The sequence below is a fragment of the Flavobacterium nackdongense genome (assembly GCF_004355225.1).
Classification (GTDB): domain Bacteria; phylum Bacteroidota; class Bacteroidia; order Flavobacteriales; family Flavobacteriaceae; genus Flavobacterium; species Flavobacterium nackdongense.
On record NZ_CP037933.1, the window covers coordinates 1,883,992 to 1,910,629 of the forward strand.

At 35.3% G+C, this 26,638-nt stretch carries 25 protein-coding genes; 7 read left to right on the forward strand and 18 right to left on the reverse strand.

Features of this window, described 5'->3' with window-relative positions; genetic code table 11:
• Nucleotides 1-65 precede the first annotated feature (65 nt).
• The 6 genes from E1750_RS08010 to E1750_RS08035 all read right to left on the reverse strand — a co-directional run bounded on the left by E1750_RS08010 (nucleotide 66) and on the right by E1750_RS08035 (nucleotide 4,673).
• Nucleotides 66-203 (reverse strand): DUF2256 domain-containing protein, encoded by a 138-nt coding sequence (locus E1750_RS08010; protein ID WP_133276270.1) that lies wholly within the window; start codon nucleotides 201-203, stop codon nucleotides 66-68.
• 6 nt (nucleotides 204-209) lie between these two features.
• Entirely contained in the window at nucleotides 210-929 is a 720-nt protein-coding gene (locus tag E1750_RS08015) for a YqjF family protein (protein ID WP_133276271.1), read from the reverse strand.
• Nucleotides 929-2,434: a cryptochrome/deoxyribodipyrimidine photo-lyase family protein gene (locus E1750_RS08020; RefSeq protein ID WP_133276272.1), complete on the reverse strand. Its 1,506-nt coding sequence runs from the start codon at nucleotides 2,432-2,434 to the stop codon at nucleotides 929-931. The genes E1750_RS08015 and E1750_RS08020 overlap by 1 nt, the downstream gene beginning before the upstream one ends.
• A gap of 47 nt (nucleotides 2,435-2,481) precedes the next feature.
• The gene (locus E1750_RS08025) at nucleotides 2,482-2,916 is read right to left on the reverse strand and encodes a DUF2452 domain-containing protein (RefSeq protein WP_133276273.1); all 435 of its coding nucleotides are present in this window, start codon (nucleotides 2,914-2,916) and stop codon (nucleotides 2,482-2,484) included.
• A gap of 233 nt (nucleotides 2,917-3,149) precedes the next feature.
• On the reverse strand, nucleotides 3,150-4,181 hold the full coding sequence (locus E1750_RS08030; protein ID WP_133276274.1) for an energy transducer TonB: 1,032 nt from the start codon (nucleotides 4,179-4,181) through the stop codon (nucleotides 3,150-3,152).
• 36 nt (nucleotides 4,182-4,217) lie between these two features.
• A complete protein-coding gene (locus tag E1750_RS08035; RefSeq protein WP_133276275.1) occupies nucleotides 4,218-4,673 on the reverse strand; it encodes a GAF domain-containing protein in 456 nt (151 codons plus the stop codon).
• A 72-nt stretch (nucleotides 4,674-4,745) separates the two neighbouring features.
• On the opposite strand from E1750_RS08035, the gene xrtF reads away from it, so the two are divergent.
• From xrtF to pruA, 5 genes are all read left to right on the forward strand, one after another.
• On the forward strand, nucleotides 4,746-5,303 hold the full coding sequence (xrtF, locus tag E1750_RS08040; protein ID WP_133276276.1) for an exosortase family protein XrtF: 558 nt from the start codon (nucleotides 4,746-4,748) through the stop codon (nucleotides 5,301-5,303).
• Nucleotides 5,278-5,721, forward strand: coding sequence for an exosortase F system-associated membrane protein (locus E1750_RS08045; protein WP_133276277.1), 444 nt, complete (start codon nucleotides 5,278-5,280; stop codon nucleotides 5,719-5,721). The genes xrtF and E1750_RS08045 overlap by 26 nt, the downstream gene beginning before the upstream one ends.
• Before the next feature lie 81 nt (nucleotides 5,722-5,802).
• Nucleotides 5,803-7,056, forward strand: a complete 1,254-nt coding sequence (locus tag E1750_RS08050) for a type IX secretion system plug protein (RefSeq protein ID WP_133276278.1) — start codon at nucleotides 5,803-5,805, stop codon at nucleotides 7,054-7,056.
• Nucleotides 7,057-7,135: 79 nt separating this feature from the next.
• On the forward strand, nucleotides 7,136-7,522 hold the full coding sequence (apaG, locus tag E1750_RS08055) for a Co2+/Mg2+ efflux protein ApaG (RefSeq protein WP_133276279.1): 387 nt from the start codon (nucleotides 7,136-7,138) through the stop codon (nucleotides 7,520-7,522).
• A 284-nt stretch (nucleotides 7,523-7,806) separates the two neighbouring features.
• Nucleotides 7,807-9,435, forward strand: coding sequence for an L-glutamate gamma-semialdehyde dehydrogenase (gene pruA, locus E1750_RS08060; RefSeq protein WP_133276280.1), 1,629 nt, complete (start codon nucleotides 7,807-7,809; stop codon nucleotides 9,433-9,435).
• A 127-nt stretch (nucleotides 9,436-9,562) separates the two neighbouring features.
• Here pruA and E1750_RS08065 read toward each other — a convergent pair whose 3' ends face one another.
• A complete protein-coding gene (locus E1750_RS08065) occupies nucleotides 9,563-10,057 on the reverse strand; it encodes a GNAT family N-acetyltransferase (protein WP_165698021.1) in 495 nt (164 codons plus the stop codon).
• A 70-nt stretch (nucleotides 10,058-10,127) separates the two neighbouring features.
• Here E1750_RS08065 and E1750_RS08070 point away from each other — a divergent pair, with 70 nt between their 5' ends.
• Nucleotides 10,128-10,946, forward strand: a complete 819-nt coding sequence (locus tag E1750_RS08070; RefSeq protein ID WP_133276282.1) for an N-acetylmuramoyl-L-alanine amidase-like domain-containing protein — start codon at nucleotides 10,128-10,130, stop codon at nucleotides 10,944-10,946.
• 675 nt (nucleotides 10,947-11,621) lie between these two features.
• Nucleotides 11,622-13,994 carry a hypothetical protein gene (locus E1750_RS08075; protein ID WP_133276283.1) on the forward strand — a complete coding sequence of 791 codons (2,373 nt, stop codon included), beginning with the start codon at nucleotides 11,622-11,624 and terminating at the stop codon, nucleotides 13,992-13,994.
• Between the two features lie 56 nt (nucleotides 13,995-14,050).
• Here the strand turns inward: E1750_RS08075 and E1750_RS08080 are convergent, their stop codons facing one another.
• The 11 genes from E1750_RS08080 to map form a co-directional block, all read right to left on the reverse strand.
• On the reverse strand, nucleotides 14,051-14,728 hold the full coding sequence (locus tag E1750_RS08080) for a DedA family protein (protein WP_133276284.1): 678 nt from the start codon (nucleotides 14,726-14,728) through the stop codon (nucleotides 14,051-14,053).
• Nucleotides 14,729-14,891: 163 nt separating this feature from the next.
• Nucleotides 14,892-15,245 (reverse strand): heavy-metal-associated domain-containing protein, encoded by a 354-nt coding sequence (locus E1750_RS08085; protein WP_133276285.1) that lies wholly within the window; start codon nucleotides 15,243-15,245, stop codon nucleotides 14,892-14,894.
• Nucleotides 15,246-15,321: 76 nt separating this feature from the next.
• Nucleotides 15,322-17,349 (reverse strand): TonB-dependent receptor plug domain-containing protein, encoded by a 2,028-nt coding sequence (locus tag E1750_RS08090; RefSeq protein WP_133276286.1) that lies wholly within the window; start codon nucleotides 17,347-17,349, stop codon nucleotides 15,322-15,324.
• A 73-nt stretch (nucleotides 17,350-17,422) separates the two neighbouring features.
• Nucleotides 17,423-17,848: an HYC_CC_PP family protein gene (locus E1750_RS08095; protein WP_133276287.1), complete on the reverse strand. Its 426-nt coding sequence runs from the start codon at nucleotides 17,846-17,848 to the stop codon at nucleotides 17,423-17,425.
• 59 nt (nucleotides 17,849-17,907) lie between these two features.
• Nucleotides 17,908-19,278 carry an MBL fold metallo-hydrolase RNA specificity domain-containing protein gene (locus tag E1750_RS08100; protein WP_133276288.1) on the reverse strand — a complete coding sequence of 457 codons (1,371 nt, stop codon included), beginning with the start codon at nucleotides 19,276-19,278 and terminating at the stop codon, nucleotides 17,908-17,910.
• A 53-nt stretch (nucleotides 19,279-19,331) separates the two neighbouring features.
• Nucleotides 19,332-20,162 (reverse strand): restriction endonuclease, encoded by an 831-nt coding sequence (locus tag E1750_RS08105; protein ID WP_133276289.1) that lies wholly within the window; start codon nucleotides 20,160-20,162, stop codon nucleotides 19,332-19,334.
• Nucleotides 20,163-20,231: 69 nt separating this feature from the next.
• A complete protein-coding gene (locus E1750_RS08110; RefSeq protein WP_133276290.1) occupies nucleotides 20,232-23,138 on the reverse strand; it encodes a DEAD/DEAH box helicase in 2,907 nt (968 codons plus the stop codon).
• 7 nt (nucleotides 23,139-23,145) lie between these two features.
• On the reverse strand, nucleotides 23,146-23,910 hold the full coding sequence (locus E1750_RS08115; RefSeq protein WP_133276291.1) for a class I SAM-dependent methyltransferase: 765 nt from the start codon (nucleotides 23,908-23,910) through the stop codon (nucleotides 23,146-23,148).
• The gene (locus E1750_RS08120) at nucleotides 23,911-24,423 is read right to left on the reverse strand and encodes a hypothetical protein (protein ID WP_133276292.1); all 513 of its coding nucleotides are present in this window, start codon (nucleotides 24,421-24,423) and stop codon (nucleotides 23,911-23,913) included.
• Nucleotides 24,413-25,720, reverse strand: a complete 1,308-nt coding sequence (locus E1750_RS08125) for an AAA family ATPase (protein WP_133276293.1) — start codon at nucleotides 25,718-25,720, stop codon at nucleotides 24,413-24,415. The genes E1750_RS08120 and E1750_RS08125 overlap by 11 nt, the downstream gene beginning before the upstream one ends.
• Nucleotides 25,721-25,793: 73 nt before the next feature.
• Nucleotides 25,794-26,612 carry a type I methionyl aminopeptidase gene (map, locus tag E1750_RS08130; RefSeq protein ID WP_133276294.1) on the reverse strand — a complete coding sequence of 273 codons (819 nt, stop codon included), beginning with the start codon at nucleotides 26,610-26,612 and terminating at the stop codon, nucleotides 25,794-25,796.
• Nucleotides 26,613-26,638: the final 26 nt, after the last annotated feature.

Sequence of the window (26,638 nt, forward strand, 5' to 3'; positions counted from 1 at the left end):
TTAAGAAAATGAAGATTCATTTCGTCTTTCTTAATATTTATGATGCCCTTAATGATTTATATATTTTACTTATTGCCTCTACATTTATCACTGCAATATTTTACTTCGTCCCAGACTTTTTCCCATTTTTTGCGCCAAGCGAAAGGCTTTTGGCAAACGACACAAATTTTATTGGGAAGGTTTTGTTTTTTAACGCCTTTCATTTCTGATCAATTGAGTTTATTTCTTTTCCATTCAATAGCCACTGCCGATCCGTCGGCAATGAAAACTGCTTCTGGTTTGGTATGGTTTAGAATTGCAAATGATTGACCATACATTTCTTCAAAATCACAATCTACCACATAATCCAATACCTCACTCACCTTCCAACTCGGATGCTGCAATTTGTATTCTTCGGTTTCGTGTTCATTAATTTTAGTATAGCCGTAGTAATGCTCATAAATAAAACGCTCGAGCGAGCTTTGCTCCATAAGCAGCGACTCAACAGTGGCTTCTAGCCCAATCGAATTCCACTTATTATTTAAAAGCCAATTAAACTGCACTTTCTTTGTCTCATTTTCTACTACCACTTTATGTTTGGTAGGCACAACCGTGTAATGCTCGTTGTACAGTTTATTGGCCATCCAGGCTACAATGGGATAAGGAATCGTTTCATTGATAAAAACAACTCCTCGTCTGGTCAGCCCCTCTTCATCAGTTCGTTTTACATAAAATCGCAAATTAACTTCCTCAAAACTGCCAAAAAACGGAATCGGAACATTGAATAATTTGGCATCCTTGAACATAAAGCCCACCAAACTGATATAACATTTCCCGTTATATAGATCCAATTCGACTCCAGCGGGTAAAAATGGACCTAGAATTTTAGGATCAATAACATAGTTGGCCATAATGATGTTTTCCCAATTTGCTTTTAAAAATATTGCCATTATTTGCTTACTTTTTTAGATTTAACTACTCGCGTTTTGGTATTCGGATGGCTGACGTGTTTGTGTAAAATACGCTTTCCTTCCAATTTCACTTCGTCTTTTTTGCGAAAACTCCATACAATATCACTAGCTTGTTTTCTGGTTTCGTCGATGTTTACGATAGGTTCCGGATAATCCTGTCCGATTTTGCAATTGTAAAATTGTTGTTCCATTTCGTTCATTTTCCAAGGTTCGTGCAGCAGGGCAATGGGAACTTCGCCCAATTCTGGAATCCATTGTTTGATAAAAACACCTTCGGAATCGTGTTCTTCGGAGTTTTTTATTGGATTGTAAATCCGAATCGTGTTGATACCTGTCGTTCCCGATTGCATCTGGATTTGCGGATAATGAATTCCGGGTTCATAATCCAGAAATTGTCTTGCCAAAAAATGCAATTCGCGCCAATCTTGCCATAAATTGAAGGTGAAAAAGGAAACCACCATCGCTCTCATTCTAAAATTGATATAACCCGTTTCCACCAAACATCGCATGCAAGCATCGACAATTGGAACGCCGGTTTTTCCTTCTTGCCAAGCTTTGATGTAGGTTTCATTTTTTTGTTTGACCAATGCATCGTAGGCACGATTTACATTTTCGAATTCCATGCGACATTCGTCTTCAAATTTTTGAATAAAATGGCAATGCCAATGCAGGCGAGACACAAAATTGAGAATGGCGCGTTTATTTTTGGACGTTTCGTAAAACTGATTTGTATACTGATACACCATTCGCATACTGATGTTTCCGTAAGTCAAATAAGGCGATAATCGGCTGCAGCCTTTGCGACTCAAAGCAGGTTTCGAAATGTGTTTACTGTAATTGACATAGCGTTCTTTAACAAAACTATCCAAATACCGCCAAGCCAGATTTTCTCCTCCTTGCTGAAAATTTTTGTTGGGCGTAGTGATTTCAGATGACAAAGGTTTTCCTTTTAAAGTGGTGTAAAAATCATTGTCTAATGCAACCAAATTCAAATCGGTTTCTTGGAGCATTTTTGGTGTATCTCGCATCACGGCCTTCCATCGTTTGTCCCAATCTTGTCTAGATTTTAATTTCCGGATGACACCGTGCATCTGAAATTCCTTCCATTCGATATGGTTTTTCTGAAAAAAATCGTGCATCAGAATATCTCGGTCATAGGTAATTTTGTTGCCAATTTCTTGGTGTGAAAAAACAGTTTTAATATCGTATTGTTCGAGTAAAGATGAAAAAATGGGTTGAATTTCACTCTGAAAAATATAGATTTCTCTATCGATATTGTTTAATTTTTTTTGCAAATCCTGCAACGATTCGTAGATAAAACGCCAATGCCTAGTATCGGAATCATCATATTCCATTACAGACGGTTCGAAACAATACACCAGCAAAAGTGGCAAACCTGATTGATGCGCGTGAAATAAAGCTTCGTTATCTGTAAAACGCAGGTCTCGCTTAAACCAAACAATATTTATCGGAATTTTATTCAAAGCTTAGGATGTGAAATAAGAACTAGATTGGATTTTATTTTAAATTACTACCAATGAATTTCGTTTTTAGAAAAGCGATCACTGGCTTCATATTTGATCCACTTTTTATCACTATTTAGTTTAAAAGTAGCAATATGCTCCTTGTCCCATTCGGTTGGACCAATCAGTGACAGGAAATGAAGACCGTCTTCTCCAGTGTATAAATGGTAGATTTCGCCAATAACGGGCTCAAATGAAAACTTGGCGTTGTACACCAAATCGTTCCATTCGTATTCTTCCATCAGTTTATTGTAGTGCTGCTTGAGTTCATTAAACTTGTTTTCGAACTCTTTGTTAACTTGATGAATTCCTCTCGTTTTCCAAGCCACCAAGTCCTCGGTTTTGATGGCAGGCGCCCCTACATTGGTCGCGTAAGGCAATATACTGGCATTGTATCCCTTTTCTTCTGAAAATACAATGTTATCTGGTTTGGTGTTTTCCATTTTTATTATTGTAACTTCGATTAGATTCTATTCTTAAAGTTGAAAATTGAAAATCAAATTCTTTTGTTTAATTTTTTTTTACAATTATTAAACAAATGTATAAAATAAAATTAAAAAAAAGGGATTAACTCCAAAAAACTTTGTTAAATGGAAGCAAAAAAAAACTCCCCAACTGAATTTGGAGAGTTTGAAAGAAAAGGTTTTTAAAATTAATTTTTAAAAGGAAATCAAATTTAATATTTGTTTAAAGAGTTATTATAATGGCGTCTAGCTGTTGTTGTTTGAGAAGAAAAATTATTCAAACCATTCTCCTGTTCATAATTCCTTTCATAGGGGCTTTGGATGGAAATAGGTAAACTAAAAAAACATCTCACTTTTTGCCCTCTTTGCTCTCCGGGAATCCAATTGCCATAACCTTTCAAAACTCGAATGGCTTCTTCACCTGTTCCATAACCCAAATCTCTAAGAATTCTGAAATCAACCAACGAACCATCCTTTTCAACAACAAAAGTCACAAAAACTTTACCTTTTAGACCTTGTATATTGGGAGTTTTATAATTTTTTCCAATGTATTGATAAAAATCAGCCATTCCCTTTTTAGGGTTGGGTTTGGATTCAAATGAAGTGTATTTGTTTTCTACTTTGTTGGAGTCAATACATACTCCTGAGATAAATGTTCCTTTGTCATATTTTTCGATATAAGTGGATTTTGTTTTATTAATAGAACCTGTCCAAATACTATCTTTCACATAATTGATTAACTTTCCTTTGCCGTATTCATTATCCAAATAACCAAAACCATCGGTTACAATTTGTTCTCCTTTTTCGTTCCAAAAGTGTTTTATCTTTTTGTTTGGAATAGCTACATTTTCGTCATCGCTTTGCTCACCAACATATTTTATTTTACCATTTTCGTAAAATTCAAAAAATTCACCTAACGGTTTGTTATCGAGATAATTAATTACAGATTTTTTATTACCATTTTCATAATAATAAATAAAATTCCCAGTCTTGCGAATTACATTTCGATTTGAGGTAGCACCTCTCATTTGAATTTTACCCGATTTATAATAAACCCGTACTTGATAAGTGGCGCTATCAGCAAATTTGTAATTTTTAATTACTTCCACATAACGGTAATTATCAGCTGTACCCAATTTAAAATTTTCATCGAGATAGGAGACTTGGTCATTATCGGTAATACCTTGTGAAATACACAATTTTGGAACGAGAAGTAACAGCAAAGCAAATAGAATGGATTTCATAAAATGAGGATAAATTAAGAATCAAATGTATTAATTTTAATACATTTTGGCAATTTCCTCATTCACAAATTCCAAAAATCTTTCGTCTTTTTCGGTAAACGGATCGATAACGTGACTGTCAATATCTATTTGTCCCATATTTTCTCCATTTACAAAAAGTGGTACCACAATTTCGGATTTTACCGTAAAACTACAAGCAATATAATTGTCTTGCGCAGCTACATCGGGAACCACAAAATTAGCATTAGAAACCGCCACTTGTCCGCAAATACCTTTCCCAAAAGGAATTACCGTATGATCCGTTTCGGCACCCACATACGGGCCAAGATGCAGGGTTTTGGTCGCGTGATTGGCAAAATAAAAACCTACCCAATTGTAATAATCGATGGAGTTGCTGAGCAATTCACATATTTTCAATAATTTTTCTTCTCTTGAAATGGTAGAATTTGAAGTAATTTCGGTTACTTTGGGTTTTAATGCTTCGAAAGTCATAGTGCGATTTTTTTTGTAAAAGTATTTAAATGCCACTATTTAATTTTATTTAAATTTGTTAAAAATTGTATTTTGAAAAAATATTTTATTCTCTACAAACCCTTTTTGCTGTTTTTAGGTAAATTTTTGCTGACGTATTTGCTTTTAACCTTCATTTACCAAAGTTATCTTGGGCGATTTGATGTCAACCAAAATGAAACGGATAGTTTTACAAAACTAGTTGCACAACAAACGGAGGATGTACTGCTTTTCTTCAATTGCGATGTAAAAACCCTTCCCAATTCTAAAGAACCCGCAGTAAATTTATATTACAATCATAAACCGATGGCACGCATTATAGAAGGTTGTAACGCCCTGAGTGTTATCATTTTGTTTGCGTCGTTCATCATTGCGTTTTCGGGAAAACTAAAACCTACTGTTTTGTATATTATCGGCGGAAGCCTAATTATTCATATTCTCAACGTGATAAGAATTGCTTTGTTATGTGTTTTTATGTACTATTATCCCAAGCAGCAACACTTTTTGCACGGAGTAGTCTTTCCTTTGTTTATCTACGGAGTGGTTTTTATTTTATGGATTATTTGGGTCAATAAATTTTCAAAATATGCTAAAAAAACTATTCAATCATAAAATAAGAATTGCATTGGCGTTGGTATTTGTGGTGGCTTTAGCGCTAATCCGAGCCTACGAAGACCACTTATTTTACGATCCCTTTTTGGATTATTTCAAGGGGGATTACTACAATTTAACCGTTCCGGTAGTTGACAACATCCAGTTATTTGCAGGCTTATTTTTCAGATATTTTCTCAATACGGCTTTGTCATTAGCTATAATTTACGTTTTGTTCAAGGATATAGATGCCATAAAATTTGCATCGATTTTGTACCTTTTATTTTTTGTAATTCTAATAGGCGCTTTCTTTTTTATTCTTTTAAAAAATGGAGAACCCAACAAAATGGGCTTGTTTTACGTGAGACGATTTCTCATTCAACCCATTTTTTTGCTATTGTTTCTTCCTGCTTTTTATTATCAAAAGCAAAAACAATAAGACCAGAAATTAAGATTCAAATGCGCTACTAAAATTGACCTCTATTTCGTTACATTTACAGTTTTCCAATTACTTGAAGCTATGTTAAAAGATATTTTTCTACAAATAATACTGATTTTTATTGTCAGTTCGGCAGTTGCACAAACAGAAACTGAGGTTGTTCCGCCGTATAATATCAAAACCGCTTCTTTTGTGCAAAGCAACGAAAATGTGGTTCCCATATTCAAATTAGGCGATGGATTTCAATTCCAATTTGATGATTTATTTGGCAACGAAGCCAATTATTATTTCGAGATCGTGCATTGCGATTACGATTGGAAACCTACTGATATTCCAAAAACAGACTACATGACCGGTTTTGACGGACAAAGAATCATTCAATACGAAAACTCGGTCAATACGCTGCAAATCTATTCGCATTACATCTTGCCCATTCCCAATCAGTTTATGCAGCTGCGCCTCAGTGGTAATTACATTCTGAAAATTTTAGACGAAAGTCGTGAGGTTGTTTTATCCCGAAGATTTATCATATATGAAGATGTCGTAACCATTCCTATGCGCGTCAGACGAGCGCGAACCGCTAATTTGTTGGATTTCAAACACAATATCGAGTTTACCATAAAGTCGCTGCTCATCAATTTTCAAACGCCCATCAAGAATGTAAAAATTGCCCTATTCCAAAACGGACAAATCAATTCCGCCATCAAAAACATCGTTCCTCAATACACCATTGGCAATGATTTAATTTATAAATACGATACCGAAACCCAGTTTTGGGCAGGAAATGAATTTTTGTATTTCGACAATAGCAACATCCGATCGGCAGGAAACAATATCTCGAGAATCAATTCCACTAACGGAATTTATAACTCGAATTTGTACACCCATAATGCCCGAGGCAATTTACCTTATTCGGTCACTCCGGATGTCAATGGAAATTTTGTTGTACGGAACTTGGGCGCAGTCCGAAACGAAATCGAAGCCGATTATGCTTGGGTTTATTTCAGCCTTTCGGCTCCGGCATATATGAAAAACAAAGGCATTTACATCACGGGAATGTTCAACAATTACAGCCTATCGCCAGAATACAAAATGGATTTCAATACTGAAACCAAACTCTACGAAAAAGCCATTCTCATCAAACAAGGGTTCACTAATTTTCAATACCAAGTCGCAGACGATAAAGGCAATATCGATGGCGAAAGTAATATCGACGGGAATTATTGGCAAACCGAAAACGACTACACCATTTTAGTGTATTATCGCGAAAACACCGACCGCTATACGCGAGTAATAGGCAAAGCCTCAGCCAATTCTAATGTGGTTACTGATTAAAAAACATTGTGCAAAAAAGTACTAGTTCGTCTTTTTTTTGTAATTTTGCCCTAATTCAACTTATTCGTAACAGTTTACTATGGTTTCTCAGATTACAAGAGGCATAAAAATTTCGGTTTTGACTAGTTTTGAAGGTACTTACTTCAAAAACTACAAAATTCATTTTGCCTTTAGTTACCAAATCACTATCGAAAATCACAGTAAAGATTCGGTGCAACTAATATCCCGCCACTGGGAAATTTTCGATTCACTCAATAATATCGAAATCGTCGATGGCGAAGGCGTAGTTGGCAAAAAACCCGTTCTGCGGCCAGGCGAATTGCATACGTACAATTCCAGTTGCCTTTTGGCCTCGCCCTACGGCGCAATGAAAGGCTATTTCAACATGATCAATTTTACCTCCACCAAAAATTTCAAAGTAATTGTGCCCACCTTCAAATTGTGCGTTCCATTTGCAATGAATTAAGATTCCATAAGCCATCTTTTATAGAAGTCATTTTATTTGGAGCTTTTTCCAGCACTTCATTACAACTCCTCGTTCGAAAATCTTTTTTTCTAATGCAATTGCAGGAGCTTCCTTTGGTCGCTTTGCAATCACAAGAAAAAATAGCTTTTCGCTCTGCGGGGTTTTCATTTTGATCTGGGCTATTGGCAAAGTATAATCAACATATTTAACGTATCAACAACAAGTTTTTAAAACAATCCTTTGTACTTTTGTGAAAATTTTTTAAAAAACTCAAATACAATTATATGCTAAAAGGATTTTTCAATGTGCCAAAAGCCGTAAACGAACCTGTAAAATCGTATGCGCCAAATTCTCCGGAAAAAGCTGCCGTTCTAGCCGCTTATAAAACCATGTGGAATACCACTATCGACGTTCCATTATACATCGGAAGCGAAGAAATCAGAACCGGAAATACCCGAAACATGACAGCGCCGCACGACCATAAACACGTTGTGGGAACCTATCACCTTGCCGAAAAATCGCATATCGAAAAAGCCATTGCTAACGCTTTAGAATCTAGAACAAAATGGGCCAATATGGCTTGGGAACAACGCGCCGCCATTTTCTTAAAAGCTGCCGAATTGATTGCCGGACCCTACAGAGCGAAAATAAATGCTGCAACAATGATTGCGCAATCCAAAAATATTTTTCAAGCCGAAATTGATGCCGCTTGCGAATTGATTGACTTCTTGCGTTATAATGTAGAATTTATGACACAAATTTATGCCGATCAACCAAAATCCAATTCCGATGTATGGAACCGATTGGAATACCGTCCGCTCGAAGGTTTTGTTTATGCTGTTACTCCTTTTAATTTCACTGCAATTGCCGCCAATCTTCCTGCAAGTGCTGCGATGATGGGTAATGTTGTGATTTGGAAACCAAGCGACAGCCAAGTATTCTCCGCAAAAATTATTATTGATGTTTTCAAAGAAGCCGGAATTCCTGATGGTGTTATCAACGTAGTTTTTGGCGATGCTTTGATGATTACAGACACGGTTGTGGCAAGTCGTGATTTTGCAGGAATACATTTCACAGGATCTACACACGTTTTTAAAGATATTTGGGCCAAAATTGGAACTAATATTCACCATTATAAAACCTACCCAAGAATTGTGGGCGAAACCGGTGGGAAAGATTTCGTTGTGGCGCATCCAAGTGCCAATGTAAAACAAGTTTCGACTGGAATTGTTCGTGGTGCTTTCGAATTCCAAGGACAAAAATGTTCCGCAGCGTCCAGAGCTTATGTGCCACAAAGCCTTTGGCCGGAACTAAAAAAACAATTGATTACCGATGTGAAATCAATGAAAATGGGCTCGCCAGAAGATTTTGGAAATTTCATTACGGCCGTTATTCACGAAGGTTCTTTCGATAAATTGGCCAGTTATATTGACCAAGCCAAAAAAGATGAAGATGCCGAAATTATAGTGGGTGGAAACTATGATAAATCTGTTGGTTATTTTATTGAGCCAACCATAATCGTAACCACAAATCCGCATTACAGCACAATGGAAACCGAATTATTCGGCCCCGTAATGACGATTTTTGTTTATGAAGATGCCCAATGGCAAGAAACTTTGAAACTAGTTGATACTACTTCAGACTATGCATTAACTGGCGCAATTTTCAGTCAAGATCGTTATGCCATCGAGGAAGCTACCATCGCTTTACAAAACGCAGCCGGAAATTTTTACATCAACGACAAACCAACTGGAGCCGTTGTGGGAATGCAGCCTTTTGGTGGTGCAAGAGCCTCAGGAACTAATGACAAAGCGGGTTCGGCCTTGAACTTATTGCGTTGGATTTCGCCAAGAACCATCAAAGAAACGTTCGTAACTCCGGAAGATTATAGATACCCATTTTTGGGAGAATAATTTTAAAGGTACGAGGTTAGATATACGAAGTACAAAGTGTGAGGCGCGAAATACGAAGTACGAAATTAAAGAACTCCGGAAGTTGAATAGCTTCGGAGTTTTTGCGTTTATATAATTAATCCTCGGACTAGTCTTTTGGAATTTGATGACCGATTTTAGGACCAAAAGTCTTCCAAAGTAAAATTTCTGTAAATCCCTCTTTGATAAAATGGGGTAATTCGCCAATGACTTTAAAACCAAAATCCGTATAAAGTTGAAGCGCTCTGGTGTTGAACGAGGAAACACAAATAAAGATATTGGGTGAAATTTTCAAAATACGTTCTTCGCAAAAATTCAAAAGTTTTGTACCAATCCCTTTTCCTCTAAAGTCTTCATTGATACAAATCGTTTGAATATATCCTTTAAAAGTTCCTTCTATCTGTAGAATTACAAAACCAGTAATTACGTTTTCTGCTCTAACTACATACACCTCTTTTGATGCTCCTGCAAAGGCTTGAACGCACAAATTGAAATCCATTTCTAAGGTAATCCACGGATCCGATTTTGCCATCATCAAGGCGCAGAAATCAAAATCGTTTTGATTTGTTGTTTTCTCAATCGTAATTTTTTGAACAGTTTTCATAAGTGTTTGAAATAGAATTCGTTCAAATATAATCATTTTTTGTAGCTTTGAAATCCAATACATTTCTTCTATGAAAAATCAAGTATTCTCCGCTATTTTATTTGGTCTTCTCGCTTTCCCTATCTTTTCTCAAACCAAAGACGAAGCCATTTTCATTGAAAAAAACAAAATAGAATTAGCCGAAACTCCATCGGAAACTGTGCTTAGAATTGCCAAAAGTTTTCTGAAAACTCCTTATGTCGCCTCTACTTTGGAAATCAATGAGACCGAACAATTAGTGTGTAATTTAAGCGAATTAGACTGCTTTACTTTCGATGAAAATGTGTTGGCTTTGTATCTAACCAAAAAGGGAAACTCCAATTCTTATGCTGATTTTCAAGAGATTTTAACGCAATTACGGTATCGAAATAACAAAATAGACGGATATGCTTCGCGCCTGCATTATTTTACAGAATGGGTACGACAAGCCGAAAAAAACAATTTTATCAAAGACATCACTTTGGAAATTGGTGGTGAAATCACCAACAAAGAAGTTCATTTTATGAGCAAAAATCAAAAACTGTATCCTAAAATTAATGATGAAAAAACCTTGAAAACGATTGTTCAAAACGAAGAAAAAATCAACAAAAAGCGGCTATCACAAATAGAAAAGACAAAAGTAGCCTCTGTAGAAAGCAAGATAAAAGAAGGTGATTTTATTGCAATGACTTCTACCATCGAAGGATTAGACTGCAACCACGTAGGAATTGCAATTCTTGTCAAGGATCGAATTCATTTGCTTCACGCTTCATCCTCACTCAAAAAAGTCGTCATTTCAGAAAAACCATTAGCCGACTACCTGCAAGGCATCAAAAAAGATGCGGGAATTATGGTTTTGCGGGTTTTGTGAAAATTTCAGATACTGCCTTTCGATAAAAGTCAAAACACAACAACAAATAATTCACCTCAAAACATTAAAAATTGTAACTAATATGGATAATTCAGTAACAAAATGGAGTGTATTCTTACTATGTATCATTGTGATTCCAAATAACTTTGGAGGATTTCCAATGTTATTTGTTATTCTAGGCGGCATTATTTCAGCTATTACTTTCCAAAGCTCAGTTGTAGATATGATTTTTACATTTTTACTGTGGTTCTCACTCTATTTTCTATTTTCAAAAAATAAATGGTTCAAAATAGCAGCCTATATTTTGATCTATTTTCTAATTTTCTATTTAGTGATACGAAGCGAGGCGAACCACGATCTAGTTTTCTTTTTTGTTTCTGCTTCACCTTATTTTTGTTGTTCAATTTATGATATTTATAAAACAAGTATTTATAGTCGCTTGAATTCAACTAATGAATGAAACTTTTCAGAAAAGAGTTGAAAACAGATTAATGTTTTATTTATTCAAAACAAAAGTGCTATATCAGTTAATTGCCTTTGGCAACCGATGCACAACTTATTGAAAAAAAGTTAACCACAAAATCCTGCTCCAACCAAGAGCAGGATTTTCCTTATAAATTTATATTAAAATCAAGAATAGTTTTTGTATTTTTCAGCAGCCTTAAAACCCCAAAAATGAAACAAGCATTTAGCATTATTCTTATCCTATTCACAACAACACTAATCTTCTCTCAAAATGCAGAAAATTCACAAAAAATAAAAACCAATTTAGAAGATTATTTCCATTTCGAGAGAGAGAATATTCACGTACAATTCAACAAAACAATCTATGTTTCTAACGAAAACATCGCTTTTAAAGGTTATGTTTTCAATAAACAGAGCAGTGTACCCAACCTAAACACTACTAATATTCAAATGGTCATTTATGATACTGCAGGCAAAGAAATTCAAAGACAATTATTGGCTGCAAATTTTGGTACATTTGACGGAATCGCCACTTTCGATAAGGAAACGCCTTCGGGTAAATACCGTTTTCATTTTTATACTAATTGGATGAATAATTTTATGGAAGACGAATCTTTTGTTCAAACCATCGAAATTATCAATAAAAATGAACCTTATAATTTAAAAATAAATCAAGCGGATTTCAATACTGCATCCATAAGTTTCAACTCAGAAAGTGGCGCTTTTATTAAGGGAATAAACAATACTATTGGCATTCAAATCAAAGATTGCAACGAAATTGGCATTCAAATTATGGAGGGATTTGTGGTAGATTCCAAAGGTGCAACCATCACAACTTTCTTTACCAACAAAATGGGTTACGGAAAATTGGAATTGACTCCTGATTTGAATGAAACTTACTCTGTGAAAATTGCCACAGACAAACTCAAATTGCAAAAACAATTACCCAAACCTAGCAATTCGGGTATGGCCATAAGCTACAACAACAATTTACCGAACAATGTTTTGGAGGTTTCGGTAAAAACCAATACAGATGGGGCGAATTTATATCAAAATAAGAACTACATTTTGCTAGTTCATCAAAACGGAAAACACATTCAAAAAGAATTTAATTTCAATGATAAAAACACCATTCAAATCTTGACTTTCGATAAAAATGAGTTACCAAATGGTGTGAATAGCATTCGAATAATAGATGAAAATTTAAACGAAATTGCAGAAAGATTAGTTTATATCAACAAAGCTGTGAAAGCTGCCCCTATATTAGAATCAAGTTTCGCAACCAATGGCGATATTATTCTTTACGGAAAAGTGCCCGCTAAAGAAGCCAATCTGAGCATCAGCGTATTGCCAAAAGACAGCCGTAGCAACGATCAAAAAAATTCAATTTTGGGTAGTTTGTACCTGAATGCGTATTTAGAAAAACCGGTTGCCAGCAGCTATACTTATTATGATCGACAAAATGTCACCAGAGCAAATGATATGGAATTATTACTGCTGAATCAGGAAAAAAGCAAGTACCATTGGAACAATATTAGCACCAACAAACCGAAAGAAATTTATAAATTCACCAAGGGAGTAACCATTAATGGTTCGGTTGTAAAAGCTCTGAATCCGAAAAAAAAGTACAAAGCCATGCTAATTTCCCTGAAGGATAATATATTTGAGGAAGCAACAGTAGACAGCAATAACAAATTCAGTTTTGACAATTTTTTTGCTCGAGATTCAACCGCTTATATGCTCGAATTAATGGACGAAAGCAATATCCCAATCGAAACCAAAATCGTTGTTAATATATTGAATGCCAAAGAAGACTACCGCAATAAATTAAATTTTACTGCACCGATTTGCCCTGAAACAAAAGACTTAAAAAATATCTACTATTTTGCCGATGCAGATTTAGAAAAAAAGACCATTGCCTTGAATGAAATTGCGGTTAATAACAATTACAAAAAATCAATCTTGACGCATGAAAACGACATGAACAATTCGACGGCAAAAGGATACAAAATTGGCGAAAAAGAATATGGTACTGCCTTAACTTTTTTAGGTAGAAATGGCTACCTAACCGGCGTTAATGAGGAATTTACAGTGTACATTCGCAGCACAAGAGACGAACTTACAAATACTGCAATTAATATGGCCCCTGCTATATTTATAGACAATGTTCAAATCTTTGACTTGAATATTTTATTTGATTTGGAACTGAGCGCTGTGGATGAAATTTATATTGATAGATTTAACACCTCTGTCCTAGCAAATAATGGCAATGGAACGGTAAAAATTTATCTAAAAAAAGGGGCTAATACAAAATACATGAAAAGCAAACACAACTCAATCGTAACTAAACTGGGTTTTGCGAAAACCAAAGCTTTTCAAACGACCAAATTTGCATTTTGGAAAGAATATGACATTTTTGGCGCTATGCAGTGGTTCCCAAATGTTTTTCTAGATGCGGAACAACTATTCGAAGTTAAATTTCCTAATTCAAATCAAAAAGAAATTCAAGTACTCATCGAAGGATTTACTGTCGATGGTCAATTTATATCTGAACAAAAAAAACTTAGCATTTCAGCAAAATAAACAAAAAAAACTCCGTTCACAATTCGTAAACGGAGTTTATTTAAGATTTAATTTTACTATTTATGAACCACTCTTTTTTTGAGCAGTTTCCATAAAACCGGGGCAGTTGTAAAGAGAACAATTCCGATCACAATCATTTCAATATGTGCTTTCAAATCAATCCCAAATTGATTTTTGAATAAATCCGAAAGATAATGTCCTGCAAAAATCATACTGAACGACCAAAGCACGGAACCCAAAATATTATTAAAAACAAACTTTGACTTATTCATTCCTGCAATTCCCGCCACGATCGGAGCAAAAGTTCTGAAAATGGGCAGAAACCGTGCAAAAACGATGGCTTTGCCTCCATATTTTTCAAAAAAATCTCTGGATTGCAACAAATATTTTTCTTTAAACCAAAAAGTATCCTCTCTATTATAAAGATAAGTTCCGCCTTTGACACCAAACCAATAGCCCACCATATTGCCTAAAATACCAGCTAAAGAAACTAAAGATGATAAAAAGACCAAATTAACAAAGTCGTTCCCAACTGAAATTTGTCGTGTTAATAATTCGCTGTAAATCCCAGCTAAAAACAACAAACTGTCTCCTGGGAGAAAAAATCCGGCGAACAATCCTGTCTCGGCAAAAATGATGAAAAGGATTACTATTAATCCAATTTTTATTCCACCAATTTCCATTAAAATGTAAAACTCAGGATTTATCAGTTGTGTCCAATCGAAATTACTCATAAAAATATTTTAAAATTCTCGGTTGTGAAAGTAAATATAATTTGGCAAAACACCACTATCAAGGCAATGGAAATGCATTTTTTAATAAATATTTAATAAAACCTATCTTGATTTGTAAACTTTATAAAGATTCAAAACATCATTTCCGAACGAATTGACAAGTTTACTTCTTAGGTTCCAACCTTTCATATTTGCAACAACTATGCAGATTGTCGTAATCTTCTTGGGTGGCTTTTACATTTTTGGTGTCGTGACCGACTTTTGCGAGCGCACTTTCAACTGCCAAAATGGATGTTTTTTCTTCGTTTAGCGTCACATCCAATTGATGCGTTTCGATGTTCCAACTGGCCATTTTCACTCCGCTAACGGAGAACGCCGCTTTTTGAATTCGCTTCTGACATTGTTCGCAATTGCCATTGACTTCAACGGTATATTTAGCGTTTTTATTCTTTTTAGTCTGAGCTTGTACAGAAAGAGTTAGTACTAATAACATCATTCCTAAAAATAGATTTTTCATATTTTTGATTTTTTAATTGTTATAAAATTGTCCCGACCTTTCGGGATTGCCATTGAAATGACCATTGCCATTTCCATTATTTAATTTTAAACCTCAAGCCCGCATAATACATTTGACCAAAAATGGGAGCATAAACTATCGATGCATCAAAGGTTGGACCAAAAGGATTTTCGCTGCCCAAAATGGCTTTTTCCTGCTTGTAATTTCCAATATTCTCTCCACCCATATAAACTTCAAAAGTAGAAGAAAAAGTGCGAGTAATTTGTGCATTCATCAAAGAAAACGAAGGCGAATACTCAGGAAGCCTATCCTCGACCGGGTTTGAAGCGGTTTCAGGTAATTTTTGTTGCCCCATCCAATTGTAGGTAAAATCGAATTTCCACTGTTTCCCTTTTTCAACAATATGGGTTTCATATCCTAAATTGGCAAAAAATCGATGTTTGGCTTGCAAAGGTCTTTCACTTCTTCCGCTCAAGAAATCGGTTTGAATGTCGTAATATTTGTACGCTGTTCGCAAATCAAAATGTTTTACTATTTCAAGATTAAAGTCAATTTGCAAACTATTGGCAAAGGATTTTCCGTCTAAATTGTAAAACAAAACCTGATGAGTTCCTGGAATTGCTGGCGCCGTATATAAATCGACCACAACTTGTTTTGTAAAATCGGTTTTGTAAAAATCGAAACCTGCGTCGGCATTCTTGCCAAAGATGGTGAATTTCTGACTGAAACTCAATCCGTAATTCCAAGCGATTTCTGGATCTAAACCATAAGTTTTGCCATCTGTATCCAAAATAGCAAAGGTTCTCGAACTGGCAAAAAGCGATTGGTTTTCGGCAAAAATATTGGCAGTACGTTTTCCTCTTCCGGCCGAAACGCGCAAAACCCCTTTCTCCCAAGGGTTGTATCGAATGTGCAGTCGCGGAGTGAAAAATGTCCCCAAACGATTGTGATTATCCACTCTACCACCAGCCACTAAACTAAAATCGGAATCGTTATCATAGGTATATTCAAAAAAAGCACCTATCGAATTATCGATTCTGCTGTAGTCGTTCACGTTCACAAATTCTTGGTATTTGTCATAAGCAAAGTTGAAACCGGTAGCGAATTTATGCATCGTATTATTGATAATCGAGTTGAAAATTAAATTCGAATAAAAGCTGCTCTGCTTGATATTGTATAGATTTAATCCATAATAAGATTCCTGATTGTGGCTGTTGAATGCATTTTGAAAACCAATACTTTGATACGGCATATCCTTGAAAACATAGCCCACTTTTGACGAAACATCAAAGCGCTCGGTATTGATTTCGGAGCCCCAAAGATTAGTTTTTCCTTTGTCAATATCAGGGTCAAAGTCGATTTCGCCCGATTGTTTTTGGTCATTCATATACCGTAAGTTGATGAAACTTACCCAACCCGTTTCGGCACAAGCATATTGCCATCGATTGATTATATTGACTTGTTTTGCCAACGGATTGTCGAGAAAACCATCGTTATTCATATCGTTTTTGGCCGCTCTTGTGTTGCCGTGAACAAACAAACTCGTTGCCCAATCATCGGATATTTTGGCGTTGAAATGAGTGTTCAATTCGAATCTAGAATCGGTAGAACCATACGCATTCAAGAAGAATGGAATGTCATTTAGCGGCTTGATTAATTCGGTATTAATTTGTCCAGAAATACTTTCGTATCCGTTGACCACGCTGCCAGCACCTTTTGTAATTTGGATACTTTCGATCCAGGTTCCAGGTGTAAATGAAAGCCCATACGCTTGTGAAGCACCACGAACCGAAGGGATATTTTCTTCGGCAATCATCAAATAAGGACTCGTCAAACCCAACATTTTGATTTGTTTGGTTCCCGTGAGTGCGTCCGAAAAACTGACATCGATCGAAGGATTGGTCTCGAAACTTTCGGCGAGATTACAACAAGCGGCTTTGAGTAATTCCTTGCTCGTGACCAAGGTCGTGTTGGCCGTAATCTTGGAGGATTTTTGTAAGCCTTTGTTTTTTGAAACTACTTTTACTGCCTGCAAGGTGTCCTGAGAATAGGATATAAACACACACGACAAGGTCAATAAAAGTATTGAAATTTGTTTATTCATGTATTACGTTTTAATGTTTTTTAATAGTAACCTCTACCCAATAAAAGGGATAGATTTTATAAAAACATTAAAATCAGGCGTAGAAAATGTATTGATGGTATAATTTGAAAAGTGGTGGCGCATTGGCATCGCAATAATACGGCCTGATGCGATTGTTTTCGAAATTTGAATATTCTGCAAAAAACACAGACTCCCATTTGACTATTATGAAATTGTATTCAGCTTGAAATAAAGGTGAATTGATAGTGACATTCTCTGATTTTTTCTCAAAGTGAATTAATTTGTCTTGGCAACAGCTCCCTTTTTTTTCAAGAATATTTATGGTTTTCGGAGCACAGCAACTTTCTTCGTTTGCAATAAGAGATTCGTAATTTTTATAAAAAACTGGGTTAACCGAAGCGATTTCTCCCCCACAATAATGCACGTCAATGGCAAATCCTGTATTGGAAACCAACAGGAAAACTGCCAAAACAAAACTGAGGTGCTTTTTGAAATTCATACTGCGAAATTACAACTAAATAAATCGACAGCTTTAAAATAAACGTTAAAATTAATTTGCTATAATTCAAACTCTTGATTCATTTGAGGAATAACGCAATCAAAACCATATTTTTCATTGATTTTATGACTTAATTCTTCAAAGGCTTCGTTTTCTCCGTGAACCAAAAATACTTTTTGAGTCCCGAAAGCGTTCGGAATGTTTTCCAATTCAGAAAGCCAATTCAATAAATCTTGTTGATCACCGTGGGCCGACAAGCCTTCGATTTCGAGTATAGTCGCTTTTACTTCATAATATTTACCGTAAAATTTAATTTCTTTGGCGCCTTCCAATAATTTTCGGCCACGTGTTCCCTCGGCTTGATAGCCAATGATGATTACTGTGGTTTCAGGCAAACCGATATAGCGCTCCAAATAACTCAAAACCCGACCGCCTGTAATCATCCCGCTTGCTGCAATTACTACTTTGGGCTCTGGATTGTAAATGGTTTCGATCGTTTCTTCATAATCAGCATTCATCGTAAACATTTTACACATGCCTACATATTCTTGCTCGGATAATTTATGCCATTTTCTGTTATTTTCAAAAATATCCAAAACTCGAATCCCCATCGGAGTATCAATGATATAGGGAATATTCGGTATTTTATCTTCTGTTTTGAGTTGCCATAGCAAGTACATTATAGTTTGCGCCCGTTCTACTGCAAAACTCGGAATAATAATAGTTCCGCCCTTTTCAACTGTATTGTTAATGTACATTTCGAGTTCCGCCTTCGCATCGGTTTCTGGGTGAAGGCGGTTTCCGTAGGTACTTTCTAAGAAAATGTAGTTGCCTTTTTTGGGCTTTGTTGGAGGGTACATCAAGATATCATTGTCACGACCAATATCTCCCGAGAAAACTAAAGTTTTATTTTCTAAAACTAATGTGATACTACAAGCACCAATAATATGTCCCGCATTGGTAAAAACTGCTGAAATTTCGGCATCCAAAGGGATTTTTTCGTTGGTTTTTATCACTCTAAAAAGCGGAAAAACAGCTTCGGCTTGCTTTATATCGTACAGCGGTTCGGCAATTTCGTGCTTCGAATAGTGTTCTTTATTAGCCTTAAACGCTTCTTCCTCTTGAATTTTAGCACTGTCCAAAAGAATCAGTTTGGCAATATCCTTTGTGGGACTTGTACAATATATTTTCCCTTTAAAACCTTGGTCGACTAGTCTTGGCAACCAACCGCAATGATCCATATGACCGTGGGTCAACAGCACGAAATCTATTGTTGAAGGCAATATTGGCAAAGGTTCCCAATTGAGTTCTCTTAAGGATTTAATGCCTTGAAACTGTCCGCAGTCGATCAGGATTCGGATACCATTACTCTCTATTAAAGTTTTGGATCCGGTAACTGTTCCTGCTCCGCCAATGAATTTTACTTTCATGATGTCATTTCGAGGAACGAAGCAATCTCGCCCTCTTTATTAAATAATAATTTCTATAGGTATTCACACAATTCTGAGGCTTCTTTCAAGACGTTTTTGATGCGATTGGTACTCAATCCTATTTTCTCTAAACACTCGGAATTGTGCATGATTTCTTTTACCAAAATGACATCAAGCACCAACAGTCGGTCTTTTTCAGCCAATGACAAAGTGGTCAAACAAGTAATGGGATACAGAAAATTATCTGCATTTTTGGTACTAATATTATTGTTTTCGGGATAATTCCAACTCAATAAATTCAAGCCGGAACATTTGGCAAAGGCAATAGCATCGGCGGTAAATCGGTTATTGGTCACAATCCAACATCCTGAAATGGATTCTTTTCCGGAGAAAATAATATGCTGTCTGTCTTTCAAATCATTAAACCGCGACAAAATATACATGGGCACTTTTACATCAGAATTGGCTTCTTTGCCCATATGAAATTTACATTCCACCATCGAAATGAAATGGTCTTTCTTTATCAAAACATCGATTTCGTGTGAAACGCATTTTCCTTGAAGAATCAAATTGGTTTTAGTTTCGTACTGCTCTGAAGCGAAGAGACGAGCAACGTATTTCTCAAAGAAAAAACCAGCCGGTCCTAATAAACGAATGGCTTCCTTCAAATTATATCTTGCTGCATGCGAATTAGAGGCTTTTTTGAGCAGCCCAAAAGCCATTTTGTAGATTTGTTTGGTCGAAATGCCTTCGTAGATTTCTTTTTGAATGGTCTGCAGAATAGTTTGAACAACAAGAGGACTAGCTCCAGACTTTAGGAGCGATTGTTTGAGTTTAACCGGGTTAAAATCAACAATATCGCCAGAATATTTTACTACTTTCATCTGCTAGTAATTTATAATCGACACATTCGATTACAATACTAAAGGTACAAAAAAAGAACAAAAAAACGCTTATTCTAAAATAAAATCCAAATGATCTTCAATTTCTGCACCAATAAAATTCTCATCCAAAAGAGCGTCTGACAACAACTTTTTTCGCTCTTGGAGGCTAATAATCTTCTCCTCTACAGTATTTTTTGCGATAAACCGAATCACATTTACTTTATTCAGTTGCCCTATTCGATGAGCGCGTCCAATGCCTTGTTTTTCTGCAAACGGATTCCACCACGGATCTAAGAAAACCACATAAGAAGCTTTGGTGATGTTGAGACCCACACCGCCAGCCTTCAAGGAAATAAAAAACAAAAGCGTTTTATCGTTCTCTTGAAAACGATTGACTTGTAATTCTCGTTCTTTCAAGGCTGTCTCACCGGTAAGTTCACAAAAATCGACTTTGTTTTGTTGGCACCAGCATTTATAAAAATTCAAATTAGACACAAACGAACTGAAAACAATTGTTTTCTGATTCGATTGCACCAAAGTTTCCAAATATTGAGTGACTGCAATGTATTTTCCCGAATCCATTTCAGATTTATCATCAATCATTTTGGGATGATTGCTCAACTGCCTCAGTCGCATCAGGGTGTTGATAATACTAATTTTATCGACCAATGAACCGTCCGCTTTCAATAAGGCATTTCTCGCTTTTGACTTTTCTTCTTCGTACAATTTGGCTTGCTCAGGCTCCATTTCACAATAGAAAACTTGCTCTGAGAGTTCCGGTAGGTCTTTCAAAACCTGTTCTTTAGTTCGTCTTAAAATAAAAGGACTAATGATATTTTTTAATTCTAACAAGCTACTTTCATCCTGTTTTTTCTCGATAGGAATTTTATAGTTTTCTGCGAAAAAAGGATAGCTTCCCAAAATATTAGGATTGATAAACTGCATTTGCGACCATAAATCATCCAAGGAATTTTCTATCGGAGTTCCGCTCAAGGATATCTTGTGACTGGCTTTTAATTGAGAAATCGCTTTGAATATTTTTGAATTTTTGTTTTTGATGTACTGACTTTCGTCCAATATCAAATACCTGAAATTGTATTTTTCTAAAACTGAAATATCTCGAGAAACCACAGCATAACTAGTAAAAATCAAATCATATTTCTCTAATTTCCTTGCTAATAGTTTCCGCTCATTTCCGACATATTGTACTCTTCTAAAATGTGGCGTGAATTTTCGGGCTTCATTATACCAGTTGAAAACCAATGACGAAGGTAAAACCACCAAAGCTTTTAGATACTCCTTTGCGATAGGAATTTCGTTTCCAAATAAATCCAGCTGAACATCTTGGGTTTTACTAAATTCCAATTGCTCCTGAACAGCGACCAATGAAGCTAAAGTTTGCAGCGTTTTTCCCAATCCCATATCGTCGGCTAGGCAGGCACCCAAACCATTGTTATAATGTTCCAAAAGCCATTTGACCCCTTCGATTTGATAAGGTCTTAAAGTTGCTTTAACCAATGACGAAGGTTGATAGTCGATATTGGTTTGCAAATTGACAGCTTCACTAAGTTCAGGAATCCCCTCCAAAACAGCAAAATTACTTTTTGGTATAAATAGGTTTCCGTTTTTAATTTTTGCCACTTTTGCGATTGAGGCGTAAACAGTCATCCACTCTATTGGAATTAAAAAGTAATTTCCATTTGGCAAAAGAAAGAGTCGGTTACGGTCTTTTATGTTCGAAATAATTTCAGAAAAATTAAATTCGAATGCATCGCAAACCACCTTCATTTTGATATCGAACCAATCATTATTTAATTCATTGGCAAATTGAATAACAGCTTTCTGTGTATCAATTTTCTTACTGTCAATTTTTAAGTGATCTACCGAAAACCCAAAAGATTTCAATGTTTCCTGATTTTCAATCAACCACTGAATCGTTACGTAAGAATCCTTCTTTTCGTCTTTTGGCGAAAGCCAAAATAATCCATCGTCACTTTTTGAAAGGCCAAGCTGCCCCAATTTTTCAACATAATTATTTTCAGATTCCGATCGTTTGTATTGAATAAGTTTTATGCTATCTAAATTGGTCAAATCGATGGCGGAATGTGTCTTTTTGGCTTTTGTAGATTCAAAAACATAGCCGTTATAATCGAATAAGAGCTGGAATTTATAATTGTTTTTGAAGAAATCGTGAACAACTTGAACCGCACAAGAAGTAATCACTTGGCGGGTTACAATTTCAAAACCAGTCCCCATAACGCTCACTTTCTTGGCCATATCTTTGATGAACTTTTCAAAGTAATCCGCGACTAATTTTGAGGGTATTTCAAAAGATTTTTTTGTCAAAAAAGGAGTTATCTTTTTTGAATTGATATGGAGCAAATGATAAAGTTTTCTATCGATAACTAGCCAACTGGGTTCATCAAGAAGTATCTCGATTTTTGCATCAGAGGGATAAAAAACAGTATCATTATCGAATAATGCTAAAGTGTATGTAATGCCATTTTCGTGTTTATCAAAATGGAGTTGCGCTTCCAGAAAAGAATGATCCGTAGTCACTCGACTCGTTCTAAAATCTTTTTCCCTGTCCAAATTCATTGACAAAGGAAAATTCTCTCTCTTTACTAGGCTATAAAATTGATCTAGATTGGTTTTAGTAAACTGACGAATACCAAACTCCAATTTAGAGTCTTTGAGTAGGTCATCTATCGTTTTGGCGGCTTTACAGTTTTTACTGAACTTTTTAAAAACTTTTTCGGGTCTTAAATCTTCGCAAATGGTCAGGACTTTTTTTGTAACTGCATCTAAATCATCCAAAACAACCCCAAAACTCTTCAAAACATCTGGGCTTGCCTTCTTGTCTAGATACGAAATTTCAGCAACTTTATTGATGATATAAGCAGTAGGAATGTAGCAATTTAGTTTTTGCTCAAAACTGATATCAAAGCAAAAAAGAAATGAATTATCGGTTTTCAACTGCTATTTATTTAAAACAAACCGGAATGATTTCACCTTTGGCTAAGCAATATTTTTCAACCAATTCGGGAGCAATTTTATTGGTGTAATCTTCCTCAATAACTTTAAAACCAATACTCCGCAATTTATCAAAATAATCTCGACCATAAATGCGAACGTGATCGTATTGACCAAAGATTTTGGCACGTTCCTTTTGGTCTGTGATGGAATCATCGGCAAAGGTAACCTCTCTTTTCAAATCTTGAGGAATTTGAAGAATGGCCATTCCACCCGGTTTCAAAACACGATACAATTCTTGCATCGCTTTGGTATCGTCTGGAATGTGTTCCAAGACGTGATTGCAAAGAATGAGGTCGTATTGATTGTCTTCGAAAGGCAAATTACAAATGTCCGCTTTTACATCGGCTAGTGGTGAAAGTAAATCGGTGGTGGTGTAATCGAGATTTTTTTGCTTGCGAAACAGTTTGTAAAAAATTTGTTCCGGTGCAAAATGCAAGACTTTTTTTGGAGCGGTAAAAAAATCGGTTTCGTTTTTTAAATACAACCACAACAAACGGTGTCTTTCGAGTGAAAGTGTGCTTGGCGAAAGGACGTTTTCGCGCTGTTTTTCGTATCCATACGGCAACATCGATTTGAAACTTTTGCCGTCGATCGGATCGGTAAAATTAGTCCCTTTTAACGTAAAAGCAATTATTGGACGTGCCACATAACTCAAACGAATTAAGATTGGACGCGGAATGGTATTGAGGATGAGTTTAAAGATTTTTTTCATTTATATCCTAAAAAGTCTTTGAAATTTAACATTGTCAATAATGTGATATTTTGAAAATAAATGCTTGTATTTTATTTGGAGCTTTCTTTCAGTTGCTATAAAAAAAGCTAGCCTAGTAGCCGAACTAGGATTTTTTTTATCATAAACCATATAAAATTCAAAAGTATCGTTAGGAAAACATAATTTATCTTTAATTCCGTTTTTATATACAAAATTGTAAAGAGAAATTATAGACTCTGTTGCTTTTAACCTAAAATCACGTTCTCCAATTCCACCACTTTTAAATTCCACAAAAGTAATTTTATTGTTTTTAAAATAAACTGTGTCGGAAGTTTTTAGCTTTTCTTTTGTTCCTTCCGTTATATCATTTGTATCGACTATTTCATCAAAGTCAAAAACTAATTTTCGCGAATTAACTAGAACCTTTTGATTGTCCTTGTCTAATGATATAAGAGTTAATGTTTTTTTAGAAACATTTTTTTCAAAAAGATCTTCAATGTCTTTAATCTTCATCGTTTATGTCTTGAATTTCATAAAAAGCCTCGGAGATAGAATTCAAAATAGGCATAATGTTTTCAGTTACATCAACAATTTTAGACGACAAACCATCTTCGTTTTTCTTTGCAAAATAAAAATTTGTTGATTTTTCGTATTTGTATTTTTTCGAATATCTTTCCAAAGCTTCAATAAAATAGGGGCTATGGGAAGTTAAAACTATTGGTATTGCAAATTCTTTTGAAAGTAAAACCAAAATTTCAGCATATTTTACTTGCCAAGTTGGGTGCAAATGCACCTCAGGTTCGTCAATGATTAACAAAGAATTAGAGTTTAAAACTCCTTTTTGTAAAAGCAATTGCAAAATACCAAAACTTTTTATTCCAGTTGACACATTAATTAAATCAAATTCAAACTCTTCTTTTTTGAAAATTAATTGATTCTTTGAATTAAACCCAAATTCTCCCTTTATTATTCTTGAGATGATTTTATTTAGTTTTTCTGTATCATTTCGTGTATCAGAAAAAATATTTTGCTCTTTTTTAAGTTGAAAAATTAAATTGTTGAGATGTTGGTTTTTATCACGGACTAAATTATCTAAACGTAAAATGTTTCTGTCTTGCAATTTTATTGGAGATTCAATAAAAAAAACATTGTCGTAATGAAAATTTGAAACAGTATCAAACCCTTGAAAGTTAATTTTCTCGTCAAATGTGATTGTTTTTTTTTCAACTCCTTCAATTTTTATAAAAGAACTACTTTTTAAAAATTTATTCTTTATCTGATTTCCAAATTCATTCTCAAAAAAAGTTTCTAATTCATAATGTAATACCTCAAAAGAATCACTTGTAATTGAAATTCGATTTCTAATATCATTAATAAATGTATTCAATTGAACTTGAGTAGATTCATTTGAAAAACTGTTATATAATTCATTTAGATTGTCAAGCTCATATATAAGAGTATCGACCTTTTCAGAGTCATCAATATTCATTCTATAAATGAATCTTCCAAATGAAGATTCACGATTTTCTAAAAATAATGAAACAAATTGCTCTTGAATTTTTTCGTCTTCACTGTTTGAAAGTTTCGTTCTTAACAAAAGATTTCTAATGTCCCGAATTCTATTTCTTACAAATTCATTTTTAGAAGCATTAAAACGGTCTTCATCAATATTTACACCTCTAATTAAAGCATACAAAACCTTTCCAACCGTACTTTTCCCAGAATCATTTTGACCTGCAATAAGCGTAATTCCGTCAACATTAATATCGGCTTCTTCAATAATTCCAATATTTTGAAGTTTTAATCTCATTATACTATTTTTTTATAAAAGTAGTTATTTTTTTCAACTTAGAAGCAAAGTCTATTTTTTGTAAAATTAATTTCTAAATAACCAAAGGCACTTTTCTAAATTCATCTTCTTCATTGCTCACGATGCCTAATTCTTTATAGATATAGGCAAACGTGGATAAAATTTCAGGTTTTCCGTCGATAATGGCTACGTCGTGCTCAAAATGAGCTGAAGGTTTTCCGTCGGCGGTGGTGATGGTCCAACCGTCTTTGTGTTGCTTGATATTTTTGGTTCCCATATTGATCATTGGCTCAATGGCAACGACCATTCCTTCGATTAAAAGTTTGCCACGACCGCGTTTTCCGTAGTTGGGCATCTCTGGGTCTTCGTGCATTTTTTGACCCACACCGTGACCTACAAGCTCTCGAACCACACCGTATCCGTGGCCTTCGGTATATTTTTGAATGGCATTGCCCACATCTTCCACCCGATTTCCAGCACGCAATTGGCGGATTCCTACGTATAAAGATTCTTTGGTGACACGCAAAAGTTTTTTTACGTCTTCGGCTACTTCGCCAATTTCAAAAGAATAGGCGTGATCGCCGTGAAATCCATTTTTATATGCACCGCAATCTACCGAGATAACATCGCCACTTTCTAAGGGTTTGTTGTTCGGAATTCCGTGAACCACCTGCGAGTTTGGACTCATACAAAGCGAATTCGGGAATCCATATAAACCTAGAAAACTTGGAACAGCACCGTGGTCTCTGATAAACTCTTCGGCTCTTTTGTCAAGATACAATGTGGTAACGCCTTCTTTGATTTCGGAAGCAATCATTCCGAGTGTTTTAGAAACGATTAAGGCACTTTCGCGCATCAATTCGATTTCCTCTCTTGTTTTTTGGATAATCATATTTCAATTTTCAGACGGCAAAAATA